Source organism: Arthrobacter sp. MW3 TE3886 (assembly GCF_041262145.1).
Lineage (GTDB): Bacteria > Actinomycetota > Actinomycetes > Actinomycetales > Micrococcaceae > Arthrobacter.
Genome location: NZ_JBGCAN010000001.1, coordinates 457,866 through 478,138, shown reverse-complemented (window position 1 = coordinate 478,138; position 20,273 = coordinate 457,866). Strand labels below are relative to the sequence as shown.

21 protein-coding genes, 1 tRNA gene and 1 pseudogene are annotated in these 20,273 nt (G+C 68.1%); 9 read left to right on the top strand and 14 right to left on the bottom strand.

Annotated features, from left to right (window positions below; translation table 11 throughout):
* Positions 1-18 precede the first annotated feature (18 nt).
* Positions 19-1,509 (top strand): helix-turn-helix domain-containing protein, encoded by a 1,491-nt coding sequence (locus ABH915_RS02300; RefSeq protein ID WP_370117335.1) that lies wholly within the window; start codon positions 19-21, stop codon positions 1,507-1,509.
* Positions 1,510-1,567: 58 nt separating this feature from the next.
* Here ABH915_RS02300 and ABH915_RS02295 read toward each other — a convergent pair whose 3' ends face one another.
* From ABH915_RS02295 to ABH915_RS02260, 8 genes are all read right to left on the bottom strand, one after another.
* A complete protein-coding gene (locus ABH915_RS02295) occupies positions 1,568-2,350 on the bottom strand; it encodes an SDR family NAD(P)-dependent oxidoreductase (protein WP_370117332.1) in 783 nt (260 codons plus the stop codon).
* Between the two features lie 25 nt (positions 2,351-2,375).
* Complete coding sequence (locus ABH915_RS02290) at positions 2,376-3,140, bottom strand: hypothetical protein (RefSeq protein WP_370117329.1); 765 nt, start codon at positions 3,138-3,140, stop codon at positions 2,376-2,378.
* A gap of 125 nt (positions 3,141-3,265) precedes the next feature.
* A complete protein-coding gene (locus ABH915_RS02285; protein WP_018774879.1) occupies positions 3,266-3,610 on the bottom strand; it encodes a GNAT family N-acetyltransferase in 345 nt (114 codons plus the stop codon).
* A complete protein-coding gene (locus ABH915_RS02280) occupies positions 3,607-4,947 on the bottom strand; it encodes an acyltransferase (RefSeq protein ID WP_370117326.1) in 1,341 nt (446 codons plus the stop codon). The genes ABH915_RS02285 and ABH915_RS02280 overlap by 4 nt, the downstream gene beginning before the upstream one ends.
* 110 nt (positions 4,948-5,057) lie before the next feature.
* Positions 5,058-5,942 (bottom strand): class II fructose-bisphosphate aldolase, encoded by an 885-nt coding sequence (locus ABH915_RS02275; protein WP_370117323.1) that lies wholly within the window; start codon positions 5,940-5,942, stop codon positions 5,058-5,060.
* Entirely contained in the window at positions 5,942-7,408 is a 1,467-nt protein-coding gene (locus tag ABH915_RS02270; protein ID WP_018774882.1) for a GntP family transporter, read from the bottom strand. Before ABH915_RS02270 ends, ABH915_RS02275 begins: the two co-directional genes overlap by 1 nt.
* A gap of 117 nt (positions 7,409-7,525) precedes the next feature.
* Complete coding sequence (locus tag ABH915_RS02265) at positions 7,526-8,425, bottom strand: NAD(P)-dependent oxidoreductase (RefSeq protein WP_370117319.1); 900 nt, start codon at positions 8,423-8,425, stop codon at positions 7,526-7,528.
* Positions 8,426-8,477: 52 nt separating this feature from the next.
* On the bottom strand, positions 8,478-9,965 hold the full coding sequence (locus ABH915_RS02260; protein ID WP_370117317.1) for a four-carbon acid sugar kinase family protein: 1,488 nt from the start codon (positions 9,963-9,965) through the stop codon (positions 8,478-8,480).
* 191 nt (positions 9,966-10,156) lie between these two features.
* Between ABH915_RS02260 and ABH915_RS02255 the strand changes: the two genes are divergently transcribed.
* Positions 10,157-10,867 carry a FadR/GntR family transcriptional regulator gene (locus ABH915_RS02255; protein WP_370117314.1) on the top strand — a complete coding sequence of 237 codons (711 nt, stop codon included), beginning with the start codon at positions 10,157-10,159 and terminating at the stop codon, positions 10,865-10,867.
* Between the two features lie 35 nt (positions 10,868-10,902).
* On the opposite strand, the gene ABH915_RS02250 is transcribed toward ABH915_RS02255, so the two are convergent.
* Positions 10,903-11,160 (bottom strand): metal-sensitive transcriptional regulator, encoded by a 258-nt coding sequence (locus ABH915_RS02250; RefSeq protein WP_018774886.1) that lies wholly within the window; start codon positions 11,158-11,160, stop codon positions 10,903-10,905.
* 162 nt (positions 11,161-11,322) lie between these two features.
* Here ABH915_RS02250 and ABH915_RS02245 point away from each other — a divergent pair.
* The 5 genes and pseudogenes from ABH915_RS02245 (at position 11,323) to ABH915_RS02225 (ending at position 14,646) form a co-directional block, all read left to right on the top strand.
* Positions 11,323-12,259, top strand: a pseudogene (locus ABH915_RS02245) (SGNH/GDSL hydrolase family protein).
* A 52-nt stretch (positions 12,260-12,311) separates the two neighbouring features.
* Positions 12,312-12,521, top strand: coding sequence for a dodecin (locus ABH915_RS02240; protein ID WP_011690139.1), 210 nt, complete (start codon positions 12,312-12,314; stop codon positions 12,519-12,521).
* A 96-nt stretch (positions 12,522-12,617) separates the two neighbouring features.
* A complete protein-coding gene (locus ABH915_RS02235) occupies positions 12,618-13,589 on the top strand; it encodes an aldo/keto reductase (protein ID WP_370117310.1) in 972 nt (323 codons plus the stop codon).
* A gap of 150 nt (positions 13,590-13,739) precedes the next feature.
* A complete protein-coding gene (locus ABH915_RS02230) occupies positions 13,740-14,003 on the top strand; it encodes a GlsB/YeaQ/YmgE family stress response membrane protein (RefSeq protein WP_018774889.1) in 264 nt (87 codons plus the stop codon).
* Between the two features lie 169 nt (positions 14,004-14,172).
* Entirely contained in the window at positions 14,173-14,646 is a 474-nt protein-coding gene (locus ABH915_RS02225) for a hypothetical protein (RefSeq protein ID WP_370117306.1), read from the top strand.
* A 40-nt stretch (positions 14,647-14,686) separates the two neighbouring features.
* Here the strand turns inward: ABH915_RS02225 and ABH915_RS02220 are convergent, their stop codons facing one another.
* Complete coding sequence (locus ABH915_RS02220; RefSeq protein ID WP_370117303.1) at positions 14,687-15,517, bottom strand: putative protein N(5)-glutamine methyltransferase; 831 nt, start codon at positions 15,515-15,517, stop codon at positions 14,687-14,689.
* A 254-nt stretch (positions 15,518-15,771) separates the two neighbouring features.
* Between ABH915_RS02220 and ABH915_RS02215 the strand changes: the two genes are divergently transcribed.
* A complete protein-coding gene (locus tag ABH915_RS02215) occupies positions 15,772-16,872 on the top strand; it encodes a lactonase family protein (protein WP_370117300.1) in 1,101 nt (366 codons plus the stop codon).
* A gap of 80 nt (positions 16,873-16,952) precedes the next feature.
* On the opposite strand, the gene ABH915_RS02210 is transcribed toward ABH915_RS02215, so the two are convergent.
* From ABH915_RS02210 to ABH915_RS02195, 4 genes are all read right to left on the bottom strand, one after another.
* Complete coding sequence (locus ABH915_RS02210) at positions 16,953-17,270, bottom strand: hypothetical protein (protein ID WP_370117297.1); 318 nt, start codon at positions 17,268-17,270, stop codon at positions 16,953-16,955.
* Between the two features lie 64 nt (positions 17,271-17,334).
* Positions 17,335-17,829 carry a MarR family winged helix-turn-helix transcriptional regulator gene (locus ABH915_RS02205; protein ID WP_370117295.1) on the bottom strand — a complete coding sequence of 165 codons (495 nt, stop codon included), beginning with the start codon at positions 17,827-17,829 and terminating at the stop codon, positions 17,335-17,337.
* 775 nt (positions 17,830-18,604) lie between these two features.
* The gene (locus ABH915_RS02200) at positions 18,605-18,796 is read right to left on the bottom strand and encodes a hypothetical protein (RefSeq protein WP_370117292.1); all 192 of its coding nucleotides are present in this window, start codon (positions 18,794-18,796) and stop codon (positions 18,605-18,607) included.
* Between the two features lie 325 nt (positions 18,797-19,121).
* Positions 19,122-19,195: transfer RNA gene (locus ABH915_RS02195), tRNA-Lys, on the bottom strand.
* 202 nt (positions 19,196-19,397) lie between these two features.
* Between ABH915_RS02195 and ABH915_RS02190 the strand changes: the two genes are divergently transcribed.
* The gene (locus ABH915_RS02190) at positions 19,398-20,051 is read left to right on the top strand and encodes a hypothetical protein (RefSeq protein ID WP_018774895.1); all 654 of its coding nucleotides are present in this window, start codon (positions 19,398-19,400) and stop codon (positions 20,049-20,051) included.
* Positions 20,052-20,273: the final 222 nt, after the last annotated feature.

Sequence of the window (20,273 nt, the reverse complement as noted above, 5' to 3'; positions counted from 1 at the left end):
GCGCACCGGGAGGGCACGATGAGAGTCTCGGACCTCCTGGCGGAGGATTCACTCCAGCTCAGGCTGCACACGCCTTCCACAGCCAAGAGCCTGGCGACGTCCATCAGCTACAGCGCACCGGCGGAGTTCCTGGACCCCACCCCGTTCCTGGGTGCCAACTGCCTGCTGATCACCCACGGGATCGGCTTCAACTTCTTTGACCAGCGGACGTGGGATGCCTATGTCGAACGGTTGGCCCGCGTCCCCGTCTGCGCCATCGCATTCGTTACGGGGGTAGCCCACCGGCTGATCCCAAAGCCGTTGGTGGAGGCGGCCAAGGCCCACCAGATTCCCCTGTTGGAGGTTCCCAGCGTCGTCCCGGCCCTCCAGCTGCAGCGCTTCGTCACGAGCGTCCTGGAAGCCGAGCGGTTTGCCCTGACCCGGCAGTCGTGGGAGCTGGCCGACAGGTGCGCCAAGGCGGCGCGATCCGGCGGGTCGCTCAGGGCCGTGCTGGCGCAGGTGGCCGCGGCGGCGGACGGACAATGCGCCGTCTTTGACACCACCGGCGCCTTGGTCAGCTGCTGGCCGGCCGGTTCACGCTGGACGGCCGAGGACCTCCGGCAGGATGGTCGCGGGGCCCCGGGGTCCAGCTTCGCGCTCCCCACCGGCGGCACGGATCATTTTCAGCTGGTGGTCCGGGGCGGGACCACCGGGGAACCGCTCGCAACCCTGATCGGGCCGGCGTCCTCCATTCTTGCGATGCAGCTAAACAGTGCGTTCAAGGCCGGCGTCCCGCACCAGGGAAAGCTGGAACGGCTCATGCTCCAGCTGGAGGACTGGCAGGGGGTGGCCCTGAAAGAGCTGACACGGACCTTCCGCGCCACGGGGCTGGACGCGCACGCCCCCACATTCCTGCTGGCGGCCGAGCCGGACAGGACCCAGCTGCCGAACGCATGGCGGATCCGGCTGGCCGTGCAGGATCACCTGAACAATGCCCATGTCTTCACGTATCGCGGCTCGATCTACGCCCTCGCCCAGGCCAGGACGGACACCGCGGCGGACTGGCAAGTGATTCCGGACCGGCTGCTGGCCTCGCTCCGGCAGATCGTTCCCGGGCTCCCCCTCGTCATCAAGGGGCCACTGCGCAGCGTGGATGAGCTGAGGCTTGGCCTCGCCCATGCCCAGCGGCTGGTCCGGCAGGTCAGCGAGCCCACCATCGCTGCCCCGATGAGCATCGAGTCCCTGGTGGTGGCCACGGCCGGCAGCGGCGCCCACGCCGCTGCGGAGAATCTGCTCGCGCCGCTCCTGGAGTACGACCGCGCCAACAACGGCCGGCTGTTGCCCACGCTCAGGGCCTACCTCGACCACGACGCCCAGCCATCCAGGGTCTGCCAGGCGCTGTATATCCACCGGAATACCCTCAGCAAGCGGCTGGCCCTGATGTCGCGGCTGCTGAACGTCCGCCTGGACACCCTGGAGGGGCTCACGACCTGCATGCTGGCGGTCCGCATCACCGATGCCGCGCCCTGATCACCGCCGGCCCCGCCGTGCCGGACCTGTCCGCCCAGTCCAGGCCGCGGCCCGGCGGCTACTTGGCTCGCCGCGCCGGCCCGGCGACGAGCTTTGACGGCAGCACCCGCGCAACCGAGGTCAGGACTTTGTAGCGCTTGCTGGGGATCGAGACGGCCTTGCCCTTGGCGTTGTCCGCCAGTCCCTCGCTGACCACCTGCCGGGCCTCGAGCCACATCCAGCGCGGCGTCGCCGTCTTGTCCATCCCCATCCGGTCGTGGAACTCGGTGTGGGTGAAGCCGGGGCACACGGCGGTGACCTTCACCCCGCGCGCGGCGTAGGCCATGTTGGCCGAGCGCGAGAAACTCAGCAGCCAGGCCTTCGCCGCGGAGTACGTGCCGCGGGGCAGGAAGGCCGCCACGCTGGCGACGTTGATGATCCTGCCGGACTGTCGCCCGAGCATGCCTTGCAGGGCGGCATGGCTGAGCTCCATGGCGGTTTCGACATGGAGCTTCAGGTGCTTCTTTTCCTCGGCAATGCCGTTGTCCTCGAAGGGCCGCAGCAGGCCGATTCCAGCGTTGTTGACCAGGATCTCCACCGGCCGGGCCGGGTCGCTGAGGCGAGCGACGACGGCCGCAATCCCGGCGTCGTCGGTCAGGTCCGCGGCGATTGTCTCCGCCGCGGTCCCGTAGCTGTTCTCCAGCTCCGCCGCCGTGGCCGCGAGGCGGCCGGCGTCGCGGGCCACGAGCACCACGCGGTGGCCCTGTTCGGCAAGCTGGCGGGCGAACTCGGCGCCAAGGCCTGCCGTCGCGCCCGTGACCAGAGCGGTGCTGCCGGGTGTAGAGGCTGTTTGAGGGTTCATAGCGACAGCCTAGTCTCGTCCCGGCTCAGGCCAGGGCCGTGTCTTGCGCCAGTTCGTCCCCTGCGGGGTCGTCGCCGTCGAGCAGGTGGCGGTTCTGAAGCTCTTCAGCCGCGAGCTCGTACCAGGTGTGCGCCCCGAAAGACGGGGTGCTGGTGTCGAGGTGGCGGTAGAGAGCGTCGGCGAGCTGGCACAGCGCGGTGTCGGACAGTGCCCGGACCGTGGCCACAGGATCCAGCGTTCCCTCGAAATACTCCGAAAGCGCCAGCCCATTGATGGAGCCAAGGTCGTCGGCGCCTCCGGTTTCCGCGGCCAGCGGGCTGTTGGCCTCCGCCAGCCCGGAGCCGGGTCCGGAGCCGGGCCCGACGTCGAGCAGTCCGGCAGCTTCGCTGTATTCGTTCCCGGCGACGGCGACGGGAGCCGGGCGGTAGCCGGTGTCGAGTCCGGCGAGGACTTCGGCGTCGGCGCCGACGTGCACGAGGCAGATTGGCAGCACGGCCGGCTCGTCCAGGGCGAAACGGAGCGGCCCTGCCTCTGCGGAGTCCGCGGAGTCGACAGAGGGCAGGTGTCCGGCATCCGCGATCCGCCGAAGCTCCAGCAGCACTTCCGGGTCCAGGTGGGAGGCGCCATGGAGGTCGATGACCACGACGGCGCCCGGTTCGAGGCGGCAGGCGCGGCGAACGATATGCAGGAGGGCTGCTGAATCAGACTGGGTAACGCAACCGGTAATTTCAAGGGTGACCTGTGCGGGATCGACGTCCACCCGGACAAGCACACGCAGTTTATGGTTCATGGGGGTACTCCAAAGTGACCTGTCCAAGAGCCAACTGCATAACTCTGGTCAAACTTTACGAGGTTGTTCTCCAGCTCACAAGCGGGCAGGCCGCCGGCGCCGTTCCGGTTTCCCGGGCCAGGCGCTCAGGCTCCCTCGGGGACCCGTTCCGGCCAGTCCACATACTGGTGGTACGACTCATGTTTGCGCAGGTAGCGGTACATGAACGGGCAATTCGGGATGATCCGCTTGCCGGATGCAACCACGTCATCGAGGGCGAAGTGCGCCAGCACTTTGGCGAGCCCTTGGCCCTGGAACTGCTCTGCTGTATCCGTGTGGATAAAGTCGATATGCCCCGGTCTGTCGATGAAGCGCACCTGGACGGCAAGCTTGCCGCCGACACGGAGTTCGTAACGGTGCAGCTCGTCGTTCCGGGTGGTGGAGACGTCCGGGGCGAAGGTATCTTCCGTGGTTGCCGAGTTCTCCGTCATGGTTCGACATTGGCACTTAATGGCGGGCGTGGCAATGGCGGTTCCGATCCGCCCTGCCCGTCAGGCGGCGTTGTGAGCCGGACCGGAATCCGGCCCAGGAGCACGACGGCGAGCGCGAAGCAGGCGGCGCCCCCGCCGAGGAGCCCGGGCGTGAGCCCGGTGAGCGCAGCGTTGACTGCCGGGACAAAAACGGCGACGGCGGCGAGCAGCACGGCGGCCGCCGGCCGGCTCGGCGACGGTCCGGACGCCGTCGGACGCTCCTCCAACCGGCCAAACAATGCCACCACCGGCAGCAGCAGCGCGATGACTCCCGTCAGCACCAGGGGCCGCCCCCACCACCAGGCCGGGCTCCCTCCGGCCGGCTGGGGGAAATTCGTCAGCAGCAGCACCCCGGACATTGCCGCCAGCAGCGGCAGATGCCACAAATAGACAGTCATGGACCGCCGGCCGGCCACGCCCATCATCCGGCGCACCCCGGCCATGGACGCGATCCGGGACAGCCCCGGCCGGAAGAGCTGGAGGGCGGCGGCCTGCGAGACGCCCAGGAGCAGCAGCGTCACATTGGGCGGATTGAGGTTCACCAGCATGTTCCCGGAATACAGCCCCAGCAGGACCAGCAACCCCAGCAGCATGTTGCTGGCCACCATGATGCCGAAGTGCGCCGGCCGGCCCGGCAGCAGCCGCGGGCCATCTGCCACGATGAATCCGAGCTGCTGCACGGCGCACCACAGGAACACCATGTTCAGGTATGCCAGCAGCGGCAGCACTCCCCGCAGGCAATCGACTGTCACCACCAGGGCGGTGAGACCGGCGAGGGTCAGCCATGGCGCGCGGGCGTGGAGGGCCGCCAGCCAGGGAAGGTTGAGTTGCGCGGCGAGGTACGCGGCCAGGAACCACAGCGGCATGCCGGCTCCGCTGGTGAGCAGCCCGATGACCTGGGGGTCAACCCCTGCGAGGCGGGCCGCCGACAGGCCAAGGAACATGACCGCCAGCAGGACAGCGGCCGGACGGATCAGGCGCAGCAGCCGGCCCTGCATGAAATCGAAGGCCGTGCCGCCCCTGGCGCGGAGCCGGCGCCAGGACTGCAGCCCGGTGATGCCGCCGGCGACAAAGAACAGCGGCATGATCTGGAAGACCCACACCACAGGTTCAAACCAGTGCTGATCGCCCAGGGTGTTTTCGGAGGTCACGGTGCCGTCCGGGTGCAGCACGGGACTCACCATCATGGTGTGGGCCACCACCACCAACGCCAGGCAAAAGAACCGGACAAGATCGATCACCGGGTCGCGGTCCGGCATCGGCGCCGGGCCGCCGGCTGGCCGCTGCTGCGCAAGCATGGCACCCCTCGGGAAGGCAGGCTGTGTTGCCATCATTGTCGGCGAGGGGCGCCATGAGTGCCAGAGCAGTTCGGCCCGGATGCGCTCCGGTCGCGGGCCAGCTCAGGGCGTCAGCGCGAGAGTGTGGCCAGGGCGGTGGCCGCGAAGGTCCTGGCCGAGAGATTCCACAGGCCCAGCAGTGCCTGGAGGTTCTCGCCGTCGGCCCGGTGCGACGTGGTCTGTTCCTCAAGGACCGCCAGGACGCCGGTGCGCAGCTCGGTGTTGAAGTTGACCTTGCCCACATTCATCGCCGCGGCCTTGACCAGTTCCTCGGCTGGAATGCCGGAGGCGCCGTGCAGGACCAGCGGGATCCGGGTCCGCACGGCGATGTCCTGCAGCACGTCCCAGCGCAGCCGGGGCTCGCCTTTGTACTTGCCATGGACATTGCCCACGGCCACGGCGAGCAGTTGCGCCCCGGTGCGGGCCACGAAGTCCTCCACCTGGGCGGAGTCGGTGAGCCCGGCGGGGGCGTCCGCCACTGTGCTGCCTGCGCTGTCCGCGGCGTCGGTCCCGAAGGCCCGGTCCTCGTCGCCGGCGAGTCCGCCGAGTTCTGCTTCAATGACGACGTCGGCCCGGCCCTGCGCCGCCAAGGCGGCCCGGACGTTCCGGACCAGGGCGATGTTGTCCTCGTACGGCAGCGAGGACCCGTCGACCAGCACCGAGTCGGCCCCGGCGCTGACGGCGTCGGCGATCACCTGCGGGTCGGTGGCATGATCCAGCTGCACCGCAATCGGCACGGAGGCTGCGTCGGCGAGTCCTCGCAGGGCGGCGATCAGCCGCAGCCCGTTGGGCGTTGCCGCGGTCTTCGGCGCGACCAGCAGGATGGCGCCCCGGCCGGATTCCTCGGCCGCCCCCACCACGGCGAGCGCGGTGGTGAAGTCGTAGCAGGTGAACGCCGGAACGGCAGAGCCTTGCTGCAGGGCGCCGGCCACCAGGGTGTCGAGTTGGGTACGCATCAGGCGCTCAGTCCTCCCACCAGCATCCAGGCGACGAATGTCAGGGCGAAGCCTGCCAGTCCCAGCACGGTGGTGAGCACGGTCCAGGTCCTGAGGCCGTCGGCGACGGTCAGCCCGTAGTACCGCACAACCACCCAGAAACCGGCGTCGGTCACGTGGGAGAGGCCGAGGGCGCCGAAGCCGATGGCGATCACAATCACGGCGGTCTGCGCAGGCGTGTAGCCGCCGCCGGCCACGGCGGAGGAGAGCAGGCCGGCCGTGGTGACGATCGCGACCGTGGCCGAGCCCTGGGCTGCGCGGAGCGCGAGGGAGATGATGAAGCCAAGCAGCAGCAGCGGAACGCCGAGCGTGTCGAGGGATTCGGAGAGCGCCTTGCCGATTCCGCTCACCTGCAGGACGCTGCCGAACACGCCGCCCGCCGCGACGACCAGGAGGATGGAGGCGATCGGCGGCAGGGCGCCTTCGAAGATTTCGCCGGTTTCCACGAGCGACCACCGGCGGCGGACGGCGAGCAGGTAGAAGGACAGGGCGACGGCAACCAGAAGGGCGAAGACGGGGTTGCCGACGAACGCCGCGACGCCGTACCAGAAGTCGTTCTTGTCGATCACGAGGGTGCCGACGGTGCCGAGGAGGATCAGCGCGATCGGGGTGGCGATGAGGAAGATGATCAGTCCCGGACGGGGCGGGGCCAGGGCTTTGCTGCCCGGGCCCTCGTGACCAACACGGACCACGGTTGCTGAGCCGAACTCGTCCACTTGGGTTTTGACGGCTGGCAGGAGCTCGTAGGTCTTGCGGTTCATGATGGATGCGACCCAGTAGGACAGGAAGCCCAGGGGCACGCAGATCGTCAGCGAGATCAGGGCGATCAGTCCGATGTCGGCGCCGAGCACGCCGGCACCGGCGACAATCCCCGGGTGCGGGGGCACGGCCACGTGGATGGCCAGCATGATGCCGGCCATGGGCAGGCCGAACTTCACCGGGTGGACGTTGGCGATTTTGGCGAAGGCGTAGACGACCGGCACCAGGACGATGATGCCGACCTCGAAGAACACCGGAATCGCGACCAGGAAGCCTACTGCGGTGAGGGCCACGGCCACCCGCCGGGCGCCGAGCTTGGCTGTGAAGTGGTCGGCGAGGGACTGGACGCCGCCGGAGACCTCGATCATCCGCCCCAGGATCGCGCCGAGCGCAATCAGGAGGGCGACCTTGCCCATGGTGCCTCCCACCCCGGCGGCCACCACGGTGAAGACGTCCTTGAGCGGGATCTGCGCGGCCACGGCCACCAGGATGCTCACGGTCAGCAGGGCCACGAAGGCCTGGATCTTGAAGCGGATGATCATCACCAGCAGCAGGGCGACGCCGGCGGCCGCGATTGTCAGCAGCAGCGGAGTTCCCAGCTCCACGGCCGGCTTGATGACGGGCGCGTCCGCGGCGCGCACCATCAGGGAATTGAGCAGGGGGGTCATGAAGAGGTGTCTCCTTTGACAAGGTCGCCCAACGAGTCAGTCGTTGGGGAACAGTGGCGGGGTGGGACCCGGCGACGGCGGAGGGGGGACCGCCGTCGTCGGGCGCGGAAAGTCTGGTTAGGGGGTGCGCCTGGTGGGCGCGACGACTTTGATGACGGCGGAGTCGTCGGCGGCGGCGAGGCCCTGGGCCTGGCCGAGGAGGTAGAGCTGCTCGGCGGCGGCGGCCACCGGGGCGGCGAGGCCTGCTGCGCGCGTGGCCTTGCCGACGATCCCCATGTCCTTGACGAAGATGTCCAGCCGGCTGAGGACTTCGGCGCCGCTCTCGGTGTAGGCCTCCAGGATGCGCGGGCCGCGGTTGGAGAGCATGAAGGAGCCCGCCGCGCCGGCTTCGAGAGCGGCGAGGGTCTTGGCCTGGTCCAGGCCCAGGGCGTCGGCCAGGGCCATTGCCTCGGCGGCGGCTGCGATGTGGATGCCGCAGAGCAACTGGTTGACGGTCTTGAGGGCCTGGCCGTCGCCGGGCTTGTCGCCGACCACGGTCAGGGTGGAGGCCAGCAGCTCAAGGGCCGGGCGGGCCTTTTCCTGGGCCTCGGGCGATGCGCCCACCACAATCAGCAGGTCGCCTTCGCCGGCACGCTTGGGGCCGCCGGACAGTGGAGCGTCAACCAGTTCGACGCCGTATTCGGCCAGGCGGTCGACGGCGGCCGGGATGGCCTCGGTGCCCACGGTGCTGCCCAGGATCACGACGGCGCCCGGCTTGAGCACGGAGGCCACGCCGTTCTCGCCAAAGAGGACATCGCTGAGCTGTTCACCGTTGCGCACGGCCAGCAGCAGCGCGTCGGCGCCTTCCGAGGCTTCCCGTGCGGAGGCGAACGTGCGGATGCCGGCCTCTTCGGCCAGCCTCAGGCGCGGCTCGGCGATATCGAAGCCGTGGACGGTGAGCTCGCTGGCCAGGCGCGTGGCCATGGGCAGGCCCATGGCGCCAAGGCCCAGGACGGTGATGGTGTAGTTGCTGGTCATGGTGTTCTCCATCGAATGACGCGTTGTGGCGTGCGGTGTTGATCGTGCGGGGTCAGAAGGTGTTGCTGAGCTTGCGCGTGACATCGGCGAGGGACTGGTCGTCGCCCACGTTGCCGGCGAAGACGATGTACGGGATGCCCTTGGCCGGACCGTCCACCGGTTCCCACAGGCTGACGATGCCCGGCAGCATGGGCCCGCGGACGATCGCGTGCCGGATTTCCAGTCCGTGTGCGGCCACGTCCGAGGACGTGATGCCGCCCTTGGCGATCACGAAGCGGGGTGGGAAGGTCTTCAGCGTGCGGTTGACCACGGCGACGACGGCGGCCGAGACGGTGCGGGCGATCCGCAGGCTTTCGGCGGCGTCGGAGGTCTTGATCAGGAGCCGGCTCGTGTGCACGATCACGTCGCCGCCGCGGAGGGCAGCGACCACCGTGTCAACGGTTTCGTCCAGGTACTCCCCCGCGTTGTCACCGAAGAGCTTTTCGACGTCGATCTCCACGATCCGGGCCGCGCTGTGCTGCTCGGTGAGGGCGTTGAGCTGGCGGGTGGTGACACCGACATGCGAGCCGACCACGATCAGGCCGCCGGCTTCCGAGGGGGTGTTGCCCGCATAGGCTTCCTCGCCGCTGAGTTCGGTGCGGATTTCCTGACCGATCCGTGCCCGGACAAACGGCGGGCCCACGCGGTAGAGCAGCTTCTTGCCGCGGCTTTCCGCCTCTTCCAGGCCCAGGGCCAGGGCCCGCAGATCGTTTTCGGTGACGATGTCCGCCACGATCGGAGTCGAATCCGTAGCGGCGTCGATGGCATCGGCAATGGCCTTGGCGGAGATCTTCGGATCGGCGGAGGCCCGGATGATGTCCAGATCCAGCACGATCACCGAATCGGCGGGGAACCGGCCGTTCGACTTCTCCTCGACGTACTTGGCCATCTCCGAGTTGGCGAAGCCGAAGCTGGCGTCCCGGGCGAATTCGGTCTCGGCCACGGGAGTGAGCTGCCCGGCGTCCTCGCCTGTGCCGCGGGTGAAGTGCACGCCGCCGACCGTCACGCGGCCGGCGTCGGGGAACGCGGGAACGATCACGACGCCGTCCGTCTTCTCGCCGTTGACGGCGGTGACGGTGGCGGCGATGACGTCCGGTTCGAGCGGGTAGTGGCCGCGGAGGGTGGAATCACTCCGGCTGACAAAGCTGAGCCGCAGCGCGGGTTCAGCGGATGAGGCGGCCGCGAGGGCGTTGCGGACGATCTCCTCGTTGCGGGCAGCCGCCTCGGCAGGGTCAAGGCTGCGGGTGTTGGTCAGCACGTAGACCGCGCGCTGGCGCTGGCCGTCGACTTCGTACGCGAACGCCCATGCAAAGTCCGCCACTTCCCAGCGGGTGAGGACCGGCAGGTTCGCCACGGACTGGGTGCCGGTGGGGTCGTCGTCGAGTACGACCAGGACTCGGGGGGATGCCTCGGAGGAGGCGGCCACGCTGTCGGCCACCAGCCGGGCGGGGATCTGTACTTCCGCGGGGAAAGCGGCCAGCACGTCTGCTTCGAGGGGCACTATGCACTCCATTGTGTGTGGATCTATCAGTGGAAAAACTGCGGTTCTCCGCGAGCCGCAGCAGGGACAAAATGTAAGATGTCAGACATCTTGCATATGAATGCTAGTGTGGCATATGGCACAACGACGCGCAAGTAGACTTGGCCATCAGGGAGCACGCCATCAGGCAACAAGTCGCTGGACGGGGAGAATTGGCTAGGAAATCGCTGGTCGGCGTTGTGGCCGACGAACTGCTGGACCGGATTATTGCCGGCGAGTTTCCGCCCGGCGCGAGCGTCCCCGGCGAACTGGAGCTCAGCTCCCGGCACGAAGTCAGCCGCATGACCGTGCGCGAGGCCATGAAGACCCTTGAAGCCCAGCGGATTCTCAGCGTGGAGCGCGGCCGGGGCACATTCGTGAACCCGGTGAACCGCTGGGGCTCCCTGGACGCCGTACTGCGGGCCGCCTCGGAGGGCACAAACGACGCCTCGGCCGCCATCCAGCTCATTGAGCTCCGGCGGATGCTGGAGACGGGCGCCTGCGAACTGGCTGCCGGGCGCATGTCGGATTCGGACATCCAGGCCCTCCGCGCGCACGTCGACCGGATGCGGCTGGCCCACGAGAGGAATGATCTCGCGGCATTCGTGGAGGAGGACCTCGCCTTCCACGACCTGATCCTGCAGGCCTCGGAAAACGTCTTCGTCGCCGTGCTGTTCGAACCGCTGCATCGCGTGCTGGAAAAACGGCGGACGGAAACATCCAAGGTGCCGGAGATCCAGGAGCACGCCATCGGGCACCACCAGAACATCGCGGACGCCCTGGCCTCCCGCGACCCGCACCGCGCCCGCGCCGCCATGGACGCCCACATGCAGCAGACGCTCGACGATCTGAAGACCTTTGTGCTGGCCGGTGGCCCCGCCTGACGCGGGCCTGCGCCAGGCGAGCGAGAGGTCCTGCGTCAGGCGAGCGAGAGGAAGAGTTTCTCGAGTTCGGCCCGGTCCAGGCTGGGGTCTTCCTGCTGCATGCACTGCTGCAGGCCCGTGGCGATGATGGAGAATCCCGCCTTGTCCAGGGCGCTCGACACGGCCGCCAGCTGGGTCACGACGCTCTTGCAGTCACGGCCCTCCTCGATCATCCTCGTGACTGCCGCAAGCTGCCCCTGGGCACGGCGAAGCCGGTTGATGACGGGCTTCATGTCGGTGGGATCGAGTTCCATGGGTTCCTCCGGTCTGATGCGTCAGGCTCCACATTATACCCCCACGAGTATTTTGCCTCCCGGGTGGCGGACTGCCTCGCGCGGCCGCCGACGCCCCCACGCCGCCTCGCTAGGGGCATAAGTACCTAGCGAGGCATGGAATATCGGCGTATTGCTGGTGATGTGAACGCCGCCAGGTTCCTCGAGCCGGACGCCGGCCATACCGGCGTCAACATCCCCGCCGCGGGGCCGTGGCATTCAGGGGATCAGAGCTCCGTACGCGGGCATTCAGGTACCCCGCGTTCACGGCCCTGGAGCCGGTATGTCGCCTTGGGCGACTCGTTCACGGCGGGCGTCGGCGATCCGGAACCGCTGAGCCCAGGGGGCATGCGGGGGTGGGCGGACCGCATTGCCGAGGAACTCGGCGAGGGCCGCCGCGAATTCGGATACGCAAACCTTGCCATCAGCGGCCTGGTGCTGCGCGAAATCCTCGACCAGCAACTCGAACCGGCCCTGAACCTGAAGCCCGACCTCGTCTCCCTCTCCGCTGGCGGGAACGATCTCGTGTTCCACCGCGGCGATCCGGACCGGATGGCCGCGGCCCTGGACGACGCCGTGGCGGTGCTCTCGGCCACCGGGGCCACGGTGGTCCTGTTCACCGGCCCGGACTGGGGCGAGACTGCCGTGTTCGGACACATCCGGGGGAAGGTCGCGGTATTCAACGAGAACATCCGGGTCATCGCCGCCCGGCACGATGTCGTCATCGCTGATTTGTGGGCCCTGCGGCAACTGAGCGATCCGCGGATGTGGGATCCGGACCGCCTGCACTTCTCGCCGCTCGGACACCACACCATTGCGGCCATGGTCCTGGACACGCTCAGCGTGCCACACCGCCTGCACCCGCTGGAGCCCAAGCCGATGCCGCCGGGCAACTGGCGGGAGACCCGGGCCAGTGACCTGGCCTGGATGGCGCACTACATGCTGCCCCTGGATGGTGAGCCGGATCAGGCCGCGCGCGGACGCCCCGCCCCGGCAGGCCAAACGCCCACTGCCGGGACCGCCTCCCGGGGTTCCGGACTCCGGGCACAAACCCCTAGTCCGGCCGGGTTCGGTCGGCTAGTCTGCAGGAACGGCCCACAGCCGGGCATCGATGGCGATCACGAGGAGCGAAGTTGTCTAATCACACTTACAGCATTTCTGAAATTGTCGGAACCTCGAACGAGGGCGTCGATGCGGCCGTCCGGAACGGCATCGCCGAGGCCGCCAAGACCCTCCGAAACCTTGACTGGTTTGAAGTCAAGGAGATCCGCGGCCACCTTGAAAACGGGCAGGTCGCCGACTGGCAGGTCACCATCAAGCTGGGGTTCCGCCTGGAGCGTTGACGCCAGACTCCGGAGCGGGACGGCACGCACCGCCCCGCTCCGGAGCAACCCGCAACCCGTCAGGGCAGAGGAGGCCAGGGCGGAGAGGAAAACTTCATGCGCTACACGCATCTGGGCCGCTCCGGCCTGACAGTCTCGCGCCTTTGCCTGGGCACCATGAACTTTGGCCCGCAGACCGAGGAGACGCAGGCCTTCGCCATCCTGGACACCGCGCAGGCCGCCGGCATCAACTTCGTCGACACGGCCAATGTGTATGGCGGGTCGAGCCACCGCGGCTGGACGGAGGAGATACTCGGCCGCTGGTTCGCCCAAGGCGGCGAGCGCCGCGAGCGCACGGTGCTTGCCACCAAGCTGTTCGGCACCATGACGGACAGGCCGAACGAGTCCAAGCTCTCGGCACTGCACATCCGCCGGGCGCTCGATGCCAGCCTGAAACGGCTGCAGACGGACTACATCGATCTGTACCAGTTCCATCACGTGGACCGGAACACGCCCTGGGATGAGATCTGGCAGGCCATCGAGGTCGCCGTCAAGCAAGGGAAGATCCTGTACTCCGGCAGCAGCAACTTCGCCGGGTGGCACATCGCCCGGGCGCAGGAAACCGCCGGCCGCCGCAACTACAACGGGCTGGTCAGCGAACAGTCGATTTACAACCTGCTGACCCGGGACGTGGAACTGGAAGTCATCCCTGCCGCACAGCAGTATGGCCTGGGGATCCTGCCATGGTCGCCGTTGCACGGCGGCCTGCTCGGCGGAGTGCTGAAGAAGGAGGGCGACGGCGTGCGCCGCATCGCGGGCCGGGCCCTCGATGCGCTCAAGTCGCACCAGAAACAGATCCGGCGATACGAGGACTTCTCCGCCGAACTGGGCCAGGAACCCGCGGACGTGGCACTCGCGTGGCTGCTCCACCAGCCGGCAGTCACCGCTCCGATCATCGGCCCGCGTACCCTTGAGCAGCTCGAAGCCTCCGTCAGGGCGCACAAATTGAAGCTCGACGCCGACGCGCTAAGGCGCCTCGACGAGATTTTCCCGGGCCACAGAACGGCACCGGAAGACTACGCGTGGTAGGGCGCGGGGGCCGGTTTTGGCACCCCGCCGGACACACCCGCAGGAAGCCGGGTGGCTCTTTGATACTAAGCATGATTAGTATTAGGGCAGAAGGATGTAGCGCACCCGGCGATCCGGGTGCCTCCTCTATGAAAGAAGAAGGAACGAAAAATGGGTTTTCTCGCATTTCTGATTCTGGGCCTCATCGCCGGAGCCATCGCTAAGGCCATCCTCCCGGGACGTCAGGGCGGTGGCATCATCATCACTCTGATCCTGGGCGTCGTCGGAGCGCTGCTCGGCGGCTTCATTGGCAGCGCACTCTTCGGCGTGGGCATCAACGAGTTCTTCTCGCTGTCGACCTGGCTGCTGGCCATCGGCGGTGCGATCATCGTCCTGCTCGTTTACGGCATGATCAGCAAGCGCTCAGCCCGCTAACACGGAGACTGACCGGAAACCGGCCCTGGGTTATTCCCGGGGCCGGTTTTTTGCAATATTTTGACAACAGGGTGGCCCGCGGGCCGCAAGAGCCGGCCCCGCCACGCACTGTCCAGGAACTGTTCAGCAACATCTTCTTTCCACCTACGTCAGGGAGCAGGAGCACAGCATGAAGGGCAAATTTCTTTTCGCCACCGGACTGGCCGCAGGATATGTCCTCGGATCGCGGTCAGGCCGCGCAGCCTATGACAAGCTCAAGGCCAGGTCGGCAGAGCTCTGGCAGAGCAAGCCGGTCCAGGACAAGGTGGCCGTAGCCGCCGAGACGCTCAAGGAAAAGGCCCCCGAGGTTTCCGGGCAGCTCGGTGAAGCCGCCCGGCGCGCAGGCACGGTCATCAGCTCGGCCGTCCACCGCGACGCCGGCAAGGAGAGCACCTCCGCGGCCACGCAGGGAACAACCGCGGCCACGCAGGGAACAACCGCGGCCACGCAGGGAACAACCGCGCCGGGAACGTCCGTGCCTGTGGCCCCCGACGTGCGTTCCGATCCGGCGCTCAGCGATCAGGACGGCCAGGACTGGTCGGACGAGGGCGGCGCCACGCCGGCGGGCCCCGCCACCAGCGCGGACCCGGACAAACTGCCCTAGGAGCTTGTCGAGGGGCCGCCGTAGCCGCCTCTGCCAGCAGCTACCGCCCGGCGGAGGGCAGCAGCGCGCCGGCCACCACAGTGGCCCCCAGCTCCTCCGAGCGCAGCACCCGGGCCGCCAGTCCGTGCCTGCGAAGGATTCCGGCCGTCTGCGCGGCCTGCCGGCGGCTGGTCTCTATCAGCACGTGGCCGCCGGGCGCGAGCCACTGCCGCGCGCCGGCGGCGACCCGCCGCTGCACCTGAAGCCCGTCGGCGCCGCCGTCGAGGCAGGCCCGGGGCTCGTGGACGCGCGCCTCCTGTGGCATGGTTTCGATGTCTGCCGACGGAACGTAGGGGGCGTTGACCGCCAGCAACCGGACGCGTCCCCGGAGGCCCGCCGGGAGCGGAGCATAGAGGTCGCCTTCGTGAACCTCCCCGCCCAGGGGCAAGACGTTCGTGCGCGCACAGGCCGCGGCCGCGGGGTCGATATCGGCGCAGTGGAGCTCGGCGGGGCCGGCGAGGGCGGCAAGCGCCGCACCGACAGCGCCGGATCCGCAGCAGAGATCGACAACGACGGGCGCCGGCCCGGCGCTCAGCGCCAGGCGGCTTGCGTCCAGCAGCGCAGCGGCCTGCCGGACGAGAAACTCCGTCCGCCGACGGGGCACGAAGACTCCGGTGTCGACCGCGATGCGGAGTCCGCAGAATTCCGCCCAACCGAGAATGTGTTCAAGGGGAAGGCCGGCAACCCTCCGCCCGGCCATCCGTTCCAGCGCCTCCGGCGTCGGGGCCGCGTCGATCAGCAGGCGGGCCTCGTCTTCGGCAAACACGCAGCCGGCTGCCCGGAGCCTGGCGGTGAGTCTCTCGTGCGGGGAAACATGGCGGATTACTGGCATGGGAGCGCCTTTCGGTCGGGTGTCAGACGCCCTCACCGTGAACTGGCCGCAGCCGGCAGCGCTGGGCGGGCATCCCTTCTGGACTTGCGTGAACGGGACCCACCTCCTTTTGCTGCAGTTGCTCGATTTGCCCATGCTACCGAAGCCGCCCGCGGCCAGCTGTGATTGGCCTGCGGTTTGCGGTGGCGAAATGTGGCGCCCGTTTCCGGGCCCGTTTGGGATGCCGTGGCAGCGCCGGCTGGCAGGATGTCAGCATGGACTCCATCCCTGCACACGATCTCATCTGGACCGGCTCCTACACGGCAGATTCCGGCGGCCGCGGTACGGGGATCGGCGCGGTTGCCGCGGCGGCCGACGGCACACTGCGGTGGCTGGGTGTTGCGGCGGCAGCCGACTCGCCGTCCTTCCTGGCGGTCCACCCTTCACTCCCTGTGGTCTATGCCGTGGCCGAGCACGCCAGGACCGTCCGGGCCTACCGCCGGGCCGGCGCCTTTGGTCTGGAGCCCGCGGGCCCGGCGTGGCCGGCCGGCGACGCGGCCTGCCATGTCGCCGTCGAGCCTTCCGGCCGCTTCCTCGTGGTCTGCTGCTGGGGCGACGGCCAGGTGCTGTTCTACGGGCTCGACGCCGACGGCGGCATCGTGGGCCGGACGGCCGGCGTCGAATCGCGCGACCCGCACGGCGAGGCTCCCGACGGCGGACCTTACGAAAGGGAAAAGCGGCCCAGCCGCGCCCATGCGGCGCTCATGCTGGCCGACGGAAGGGTGATGACCACCGACCTCGGCCACGACCTGCTGCGGATCTGGAATGTCCACTCCGGGCCGGGACGGGCTTTGGGGCCGGCCCTGGACCATGAGGTGGTCCTGCCGCAGGGCAGCGGCCCCCGGCACCTGGTCCAGCATCCGGGCGGCCACGTCTTTGTGGTGACCGAGTATTCAATCGAGGTGGCTGTGGCCGGGTTGCCTCCGGACTCCGGGGACTTCCGGCTCGGCTTCGTCGGGCCTGCCACCGCCGGCGGGGCGCAGCCGGAAGATTCGGCGGCCGAGATCGCGTTGGCGCCCGATGGCAGGCACGCCTATGTGGGCGTCCGCGGTTCGAACCGGGTCTGCGTGCTGGAGGTGGAGGCCGGAGGCGCGGCGCTGCGTCCGGTGGCCGATGTCCCCAGCGGCGGCATCTGGCCCCGGCACCATCTGGTCCGCGATGGCCTGCTGCACGTCGCCCACGAACGCTCCGGCGACGTCGTGACGTTTCCTCTGGACGCGGCATCAGGGTTGCCGGGCATCCCTGCGGACCGGCTGCAGGTGGACTCCCCCACCGCGCTGGTGCCGGCGCGGCCCCGGCTTACGCCCGGGGAGTGAGGAGCCGGCGCCCGGCAGACGCGGTTCGGCGGTGAAGAGCAGGCAGTGAAGAGCAGGCGGTGCGAAAGCAGGCGGCTGGGTCAGCAGGCCGCGGCAAGCCCCGCAGCACCGTGATCGACACCTTGTCCGACACTATCGAGCTGGAGCACGCCCTCCAGGTCGAACCCGCCGTCGAACTGGCCCCCCTCCCCCAGCTGGAACCCGCCGTCGAGCTGGAACCCGCAGGGGCAGCGCCACAGGGCCGGGAGATCGAGGGACGGGTCCGCAGGCCCGAAGGAGTACGAGGGCATCGCACCCGGCTCCGGCGAAGTCCACTGCATGGGTGCGCCGCAGTGCAGCGGGGCGTTGGGCGGGAGAACTGTCGCTGGGTCCCCGGTCAGGGTTGCGGATTCAGCCACGGCGCCTACTCTCGTTGAGATCGAAAAACCAAGTAGTAAGCATACATATAACTAGTTAAACGAGCTAGTTGTGCCGCTCGGTGCCGATGGCCGCGCTCATCCGGCGCAGGAAAGTGATGACCACGCGGGCGTCCTCGGCGCTCATCGACTCGGCCACCTCCATCATCCGCCGGTGCATGTGTCCAAGCGTGGCGCGGACTTCGGAGTCCGTCGCCACCGTCGGCACGATCACAAGTGAGCGCCGGTCGGTCGGGTGCGGCTCACGCCGGACGTGTCCGCTGGCCACCAGCCGGTCGATCAGCGACGTCGTGGAAGCGGTCGTGATGCCCAAGACACGGCTGAGGTCCTTCGGGCCAACCCGCTCGCCTGTCGCGCTGGCCCGCAGCAGGTACCGCAAAGCCAGCAGGTCCGTCTCACCCATCCCCATCGAATCGCGGGTGGACCGCCTGGTCGCGACCTCCGAGATCCGATAGTCGCGGAGGGCCTGCAGGATCGCCGCAGGAGGATCCAGGCTGTCATCGGGGCCATACCAGTATCCGGAGGCGCCGTGGGAGTCCATTCGCCAAGCCTAGCGGAACTGGTAACTAGCCAGCCGTACAATCCAGGCGGCCGCAGTTACAGCGTCCCGCAGCACAGGGGCCGCGGACCGAGGGGAAAGGACCGGACGGATGGGCCCCGGGTAGGCACAAAAAACCCCGGCTTCCTGTTGCCAGGAATCCGGGGTTCTTCCACTCTTCGCTAAAAGAGTGGGCCCTGTGGGGATCGAACCCACGACCCACGGATACAATCCACCAACATCTGCCCGGATATGGCCACGACTTGATAGGCCGAAAACCCAAAGATTTCGGCCCCAAACATCCCACGCCCCTCATGCGGCCCAGATCTTCCCGTCACTGGACCTCATGTCTCCAAAATGTACCCACGCATCAAAGCCGAAGCGGGTCCACCAGGCCAGACGATGAGGGCATGAAACCGCCAGATTACCCCGGCAGGGCGGAATCTCTGGGGAACCAGATCGCGGACCCAAAATCCTTGAGCCCGACAGGTATGCCGCCGCCAATCTTGTCGAGGGCCCGCCGTCGTCCTCATAAGCTGCCGCGGCCATTTGGTCCGCCAGCTACCGGTACAACGCCAACATGGCCGCGTGCTCGTCGTCAGAATCCCAGCGCCTGCGGCAATAGTCGCCTCCAGCGCGTCCCGTTGACCGTCGATGATTCCTAGACTCCTGTCTGCTGTCCATTCCAGCCCAGCCCCAGGGGCAAAAACCCAACGGAGAGACGGATCACTGCCGGCAACTCGCGTTTCCTGTGCCAGCTGAAGGGATTGCGACGGCCCTACGCCGGGCGTCCGGGCAGCCAGGTCGAGGGGGCCGGCGAAGTATCGCTGACCGGGCCCATGCACCGCGCACACTGGAAAACGGGGCTCCCGTTTACGACGAAGGTCGAGTAGTGAGGTCCCTCGTTGTCGCAGCTGTAGCATTCGTTCATTGTGTAGAGGTTGCCCTCGGCGTCCAGTCTGATCGTCATGCCCCTGATCCTAGGGCTAGCCGCGCGATGTGCCCAGATCCCAAGAGCCGGGGCGACGGTGGAAGGCCGTCCGCACATGGGGGACGCCCGGCAGGGTAATCTCAGCGACGCCGAGCGGCTGGAACACCGAGACGGAGAACCGGCACTCAGTCCTTGATCTTTTGGCCGGACCGGCTGGACGAAGTCTCCGCCGCCCCTGAGACGACCAGGACGACAGCCCTCGAACCCGTCGGCAATGTCTCCGGAATGCACCCACGGACGGCCTAGCCAGGAAATGGCAAAGGGCCGGAATCCCGCATTTCTGCGGGATTCCGGCCCCTGTGGGTGGGCCCCTGTGGGGATCGAACCCACGACCCACGGATTAAAAGTCCGATGCTCTACCAACTGAGCTAAAGGCCCCAGCCGATGGCCCCGAACCAGCGGATAAAATCCGCTGTTGCGGCGCGTTTCGGCCCAGTCCATTTCTGGACGTTAACACTGTACCCCAGACCTGGGCCGGGTTTTTTCACGGTGCCCGCAGCGGCGGCGTCGGCCCCCGGGTCTCCGGCAGCTGCGCGCACCGATCCTCGATTCCCTTGCGGCACTGGAGTAGCGTGGGGGCATGAGCGAGCAAGCAGGATCAAGCGCCCCCGGCCCGCGGCACCACAAGCCGAAACCCTTCGCACCGATCGACTTTGAGCCCTTCGCCGGAGGGGCCGATCCTGCCCGCGTCTCGGAGGCGGCCCATCTGGCCGCGCAGGCGCTCGTGCGCCGCGGCCGGGACAGCGACGACCCTAAAGTCACCAAACGGCTCGTCAAACTCGCCGATGAGCAGGGCCTGGAAGCGATCGCCGAAATGTGGGCCGAAAGCCCCGCCCGCTCCCTTCCCGGCGCGCTGTGGCGCCTGTACGCCCTGCGGGCCGCCACCATCCAGGATCCCGAGCGGATCTCCGTCTACTTCAAGGCGGGCAAGGACACGGCCCAGGTATCGCACGTGGTGGCCGGCGCGGCCGAACCGCCCGGCGCCGATGAGATGAAATCCATGGCCGACGCCATCCTCTCCGGGGCGTTCGACGGCGAATTCGACGTCGCACTGGAACGCTCCGCAGCGTTCTGCCGCGTGGTGGCCCTGGGCCAGGCGACACTTGCGGACAACGCCGAGCACAGCAACGAGAACCACGCCAGCAAACTCACCCGCAACTCGCACCTGCTGGTCAAGACGGCCGAGGACCTCGAACACGCCGCCAATGCGTGGCGGCTGGGCGAACTGGACTAAGAGCCAGCCGGCCCGGGGCGGCAGGCGCCCGGATGCCGGGCAGCAGGCACGACGTGGGCTGGCTGTCAATGTTGACTTGCATGAACCTACGTAGAAAACTGAAAGCGGTGCCGAACCGCGAAACCCCCGGGCTTCAACATTTAGCCGCCTAGAGCGGCCTACCGCCGAGAGGCGTATCCGGTTCGGCACCATTTTCATGCCCTCGTTGCCCGGTGTTCGCCT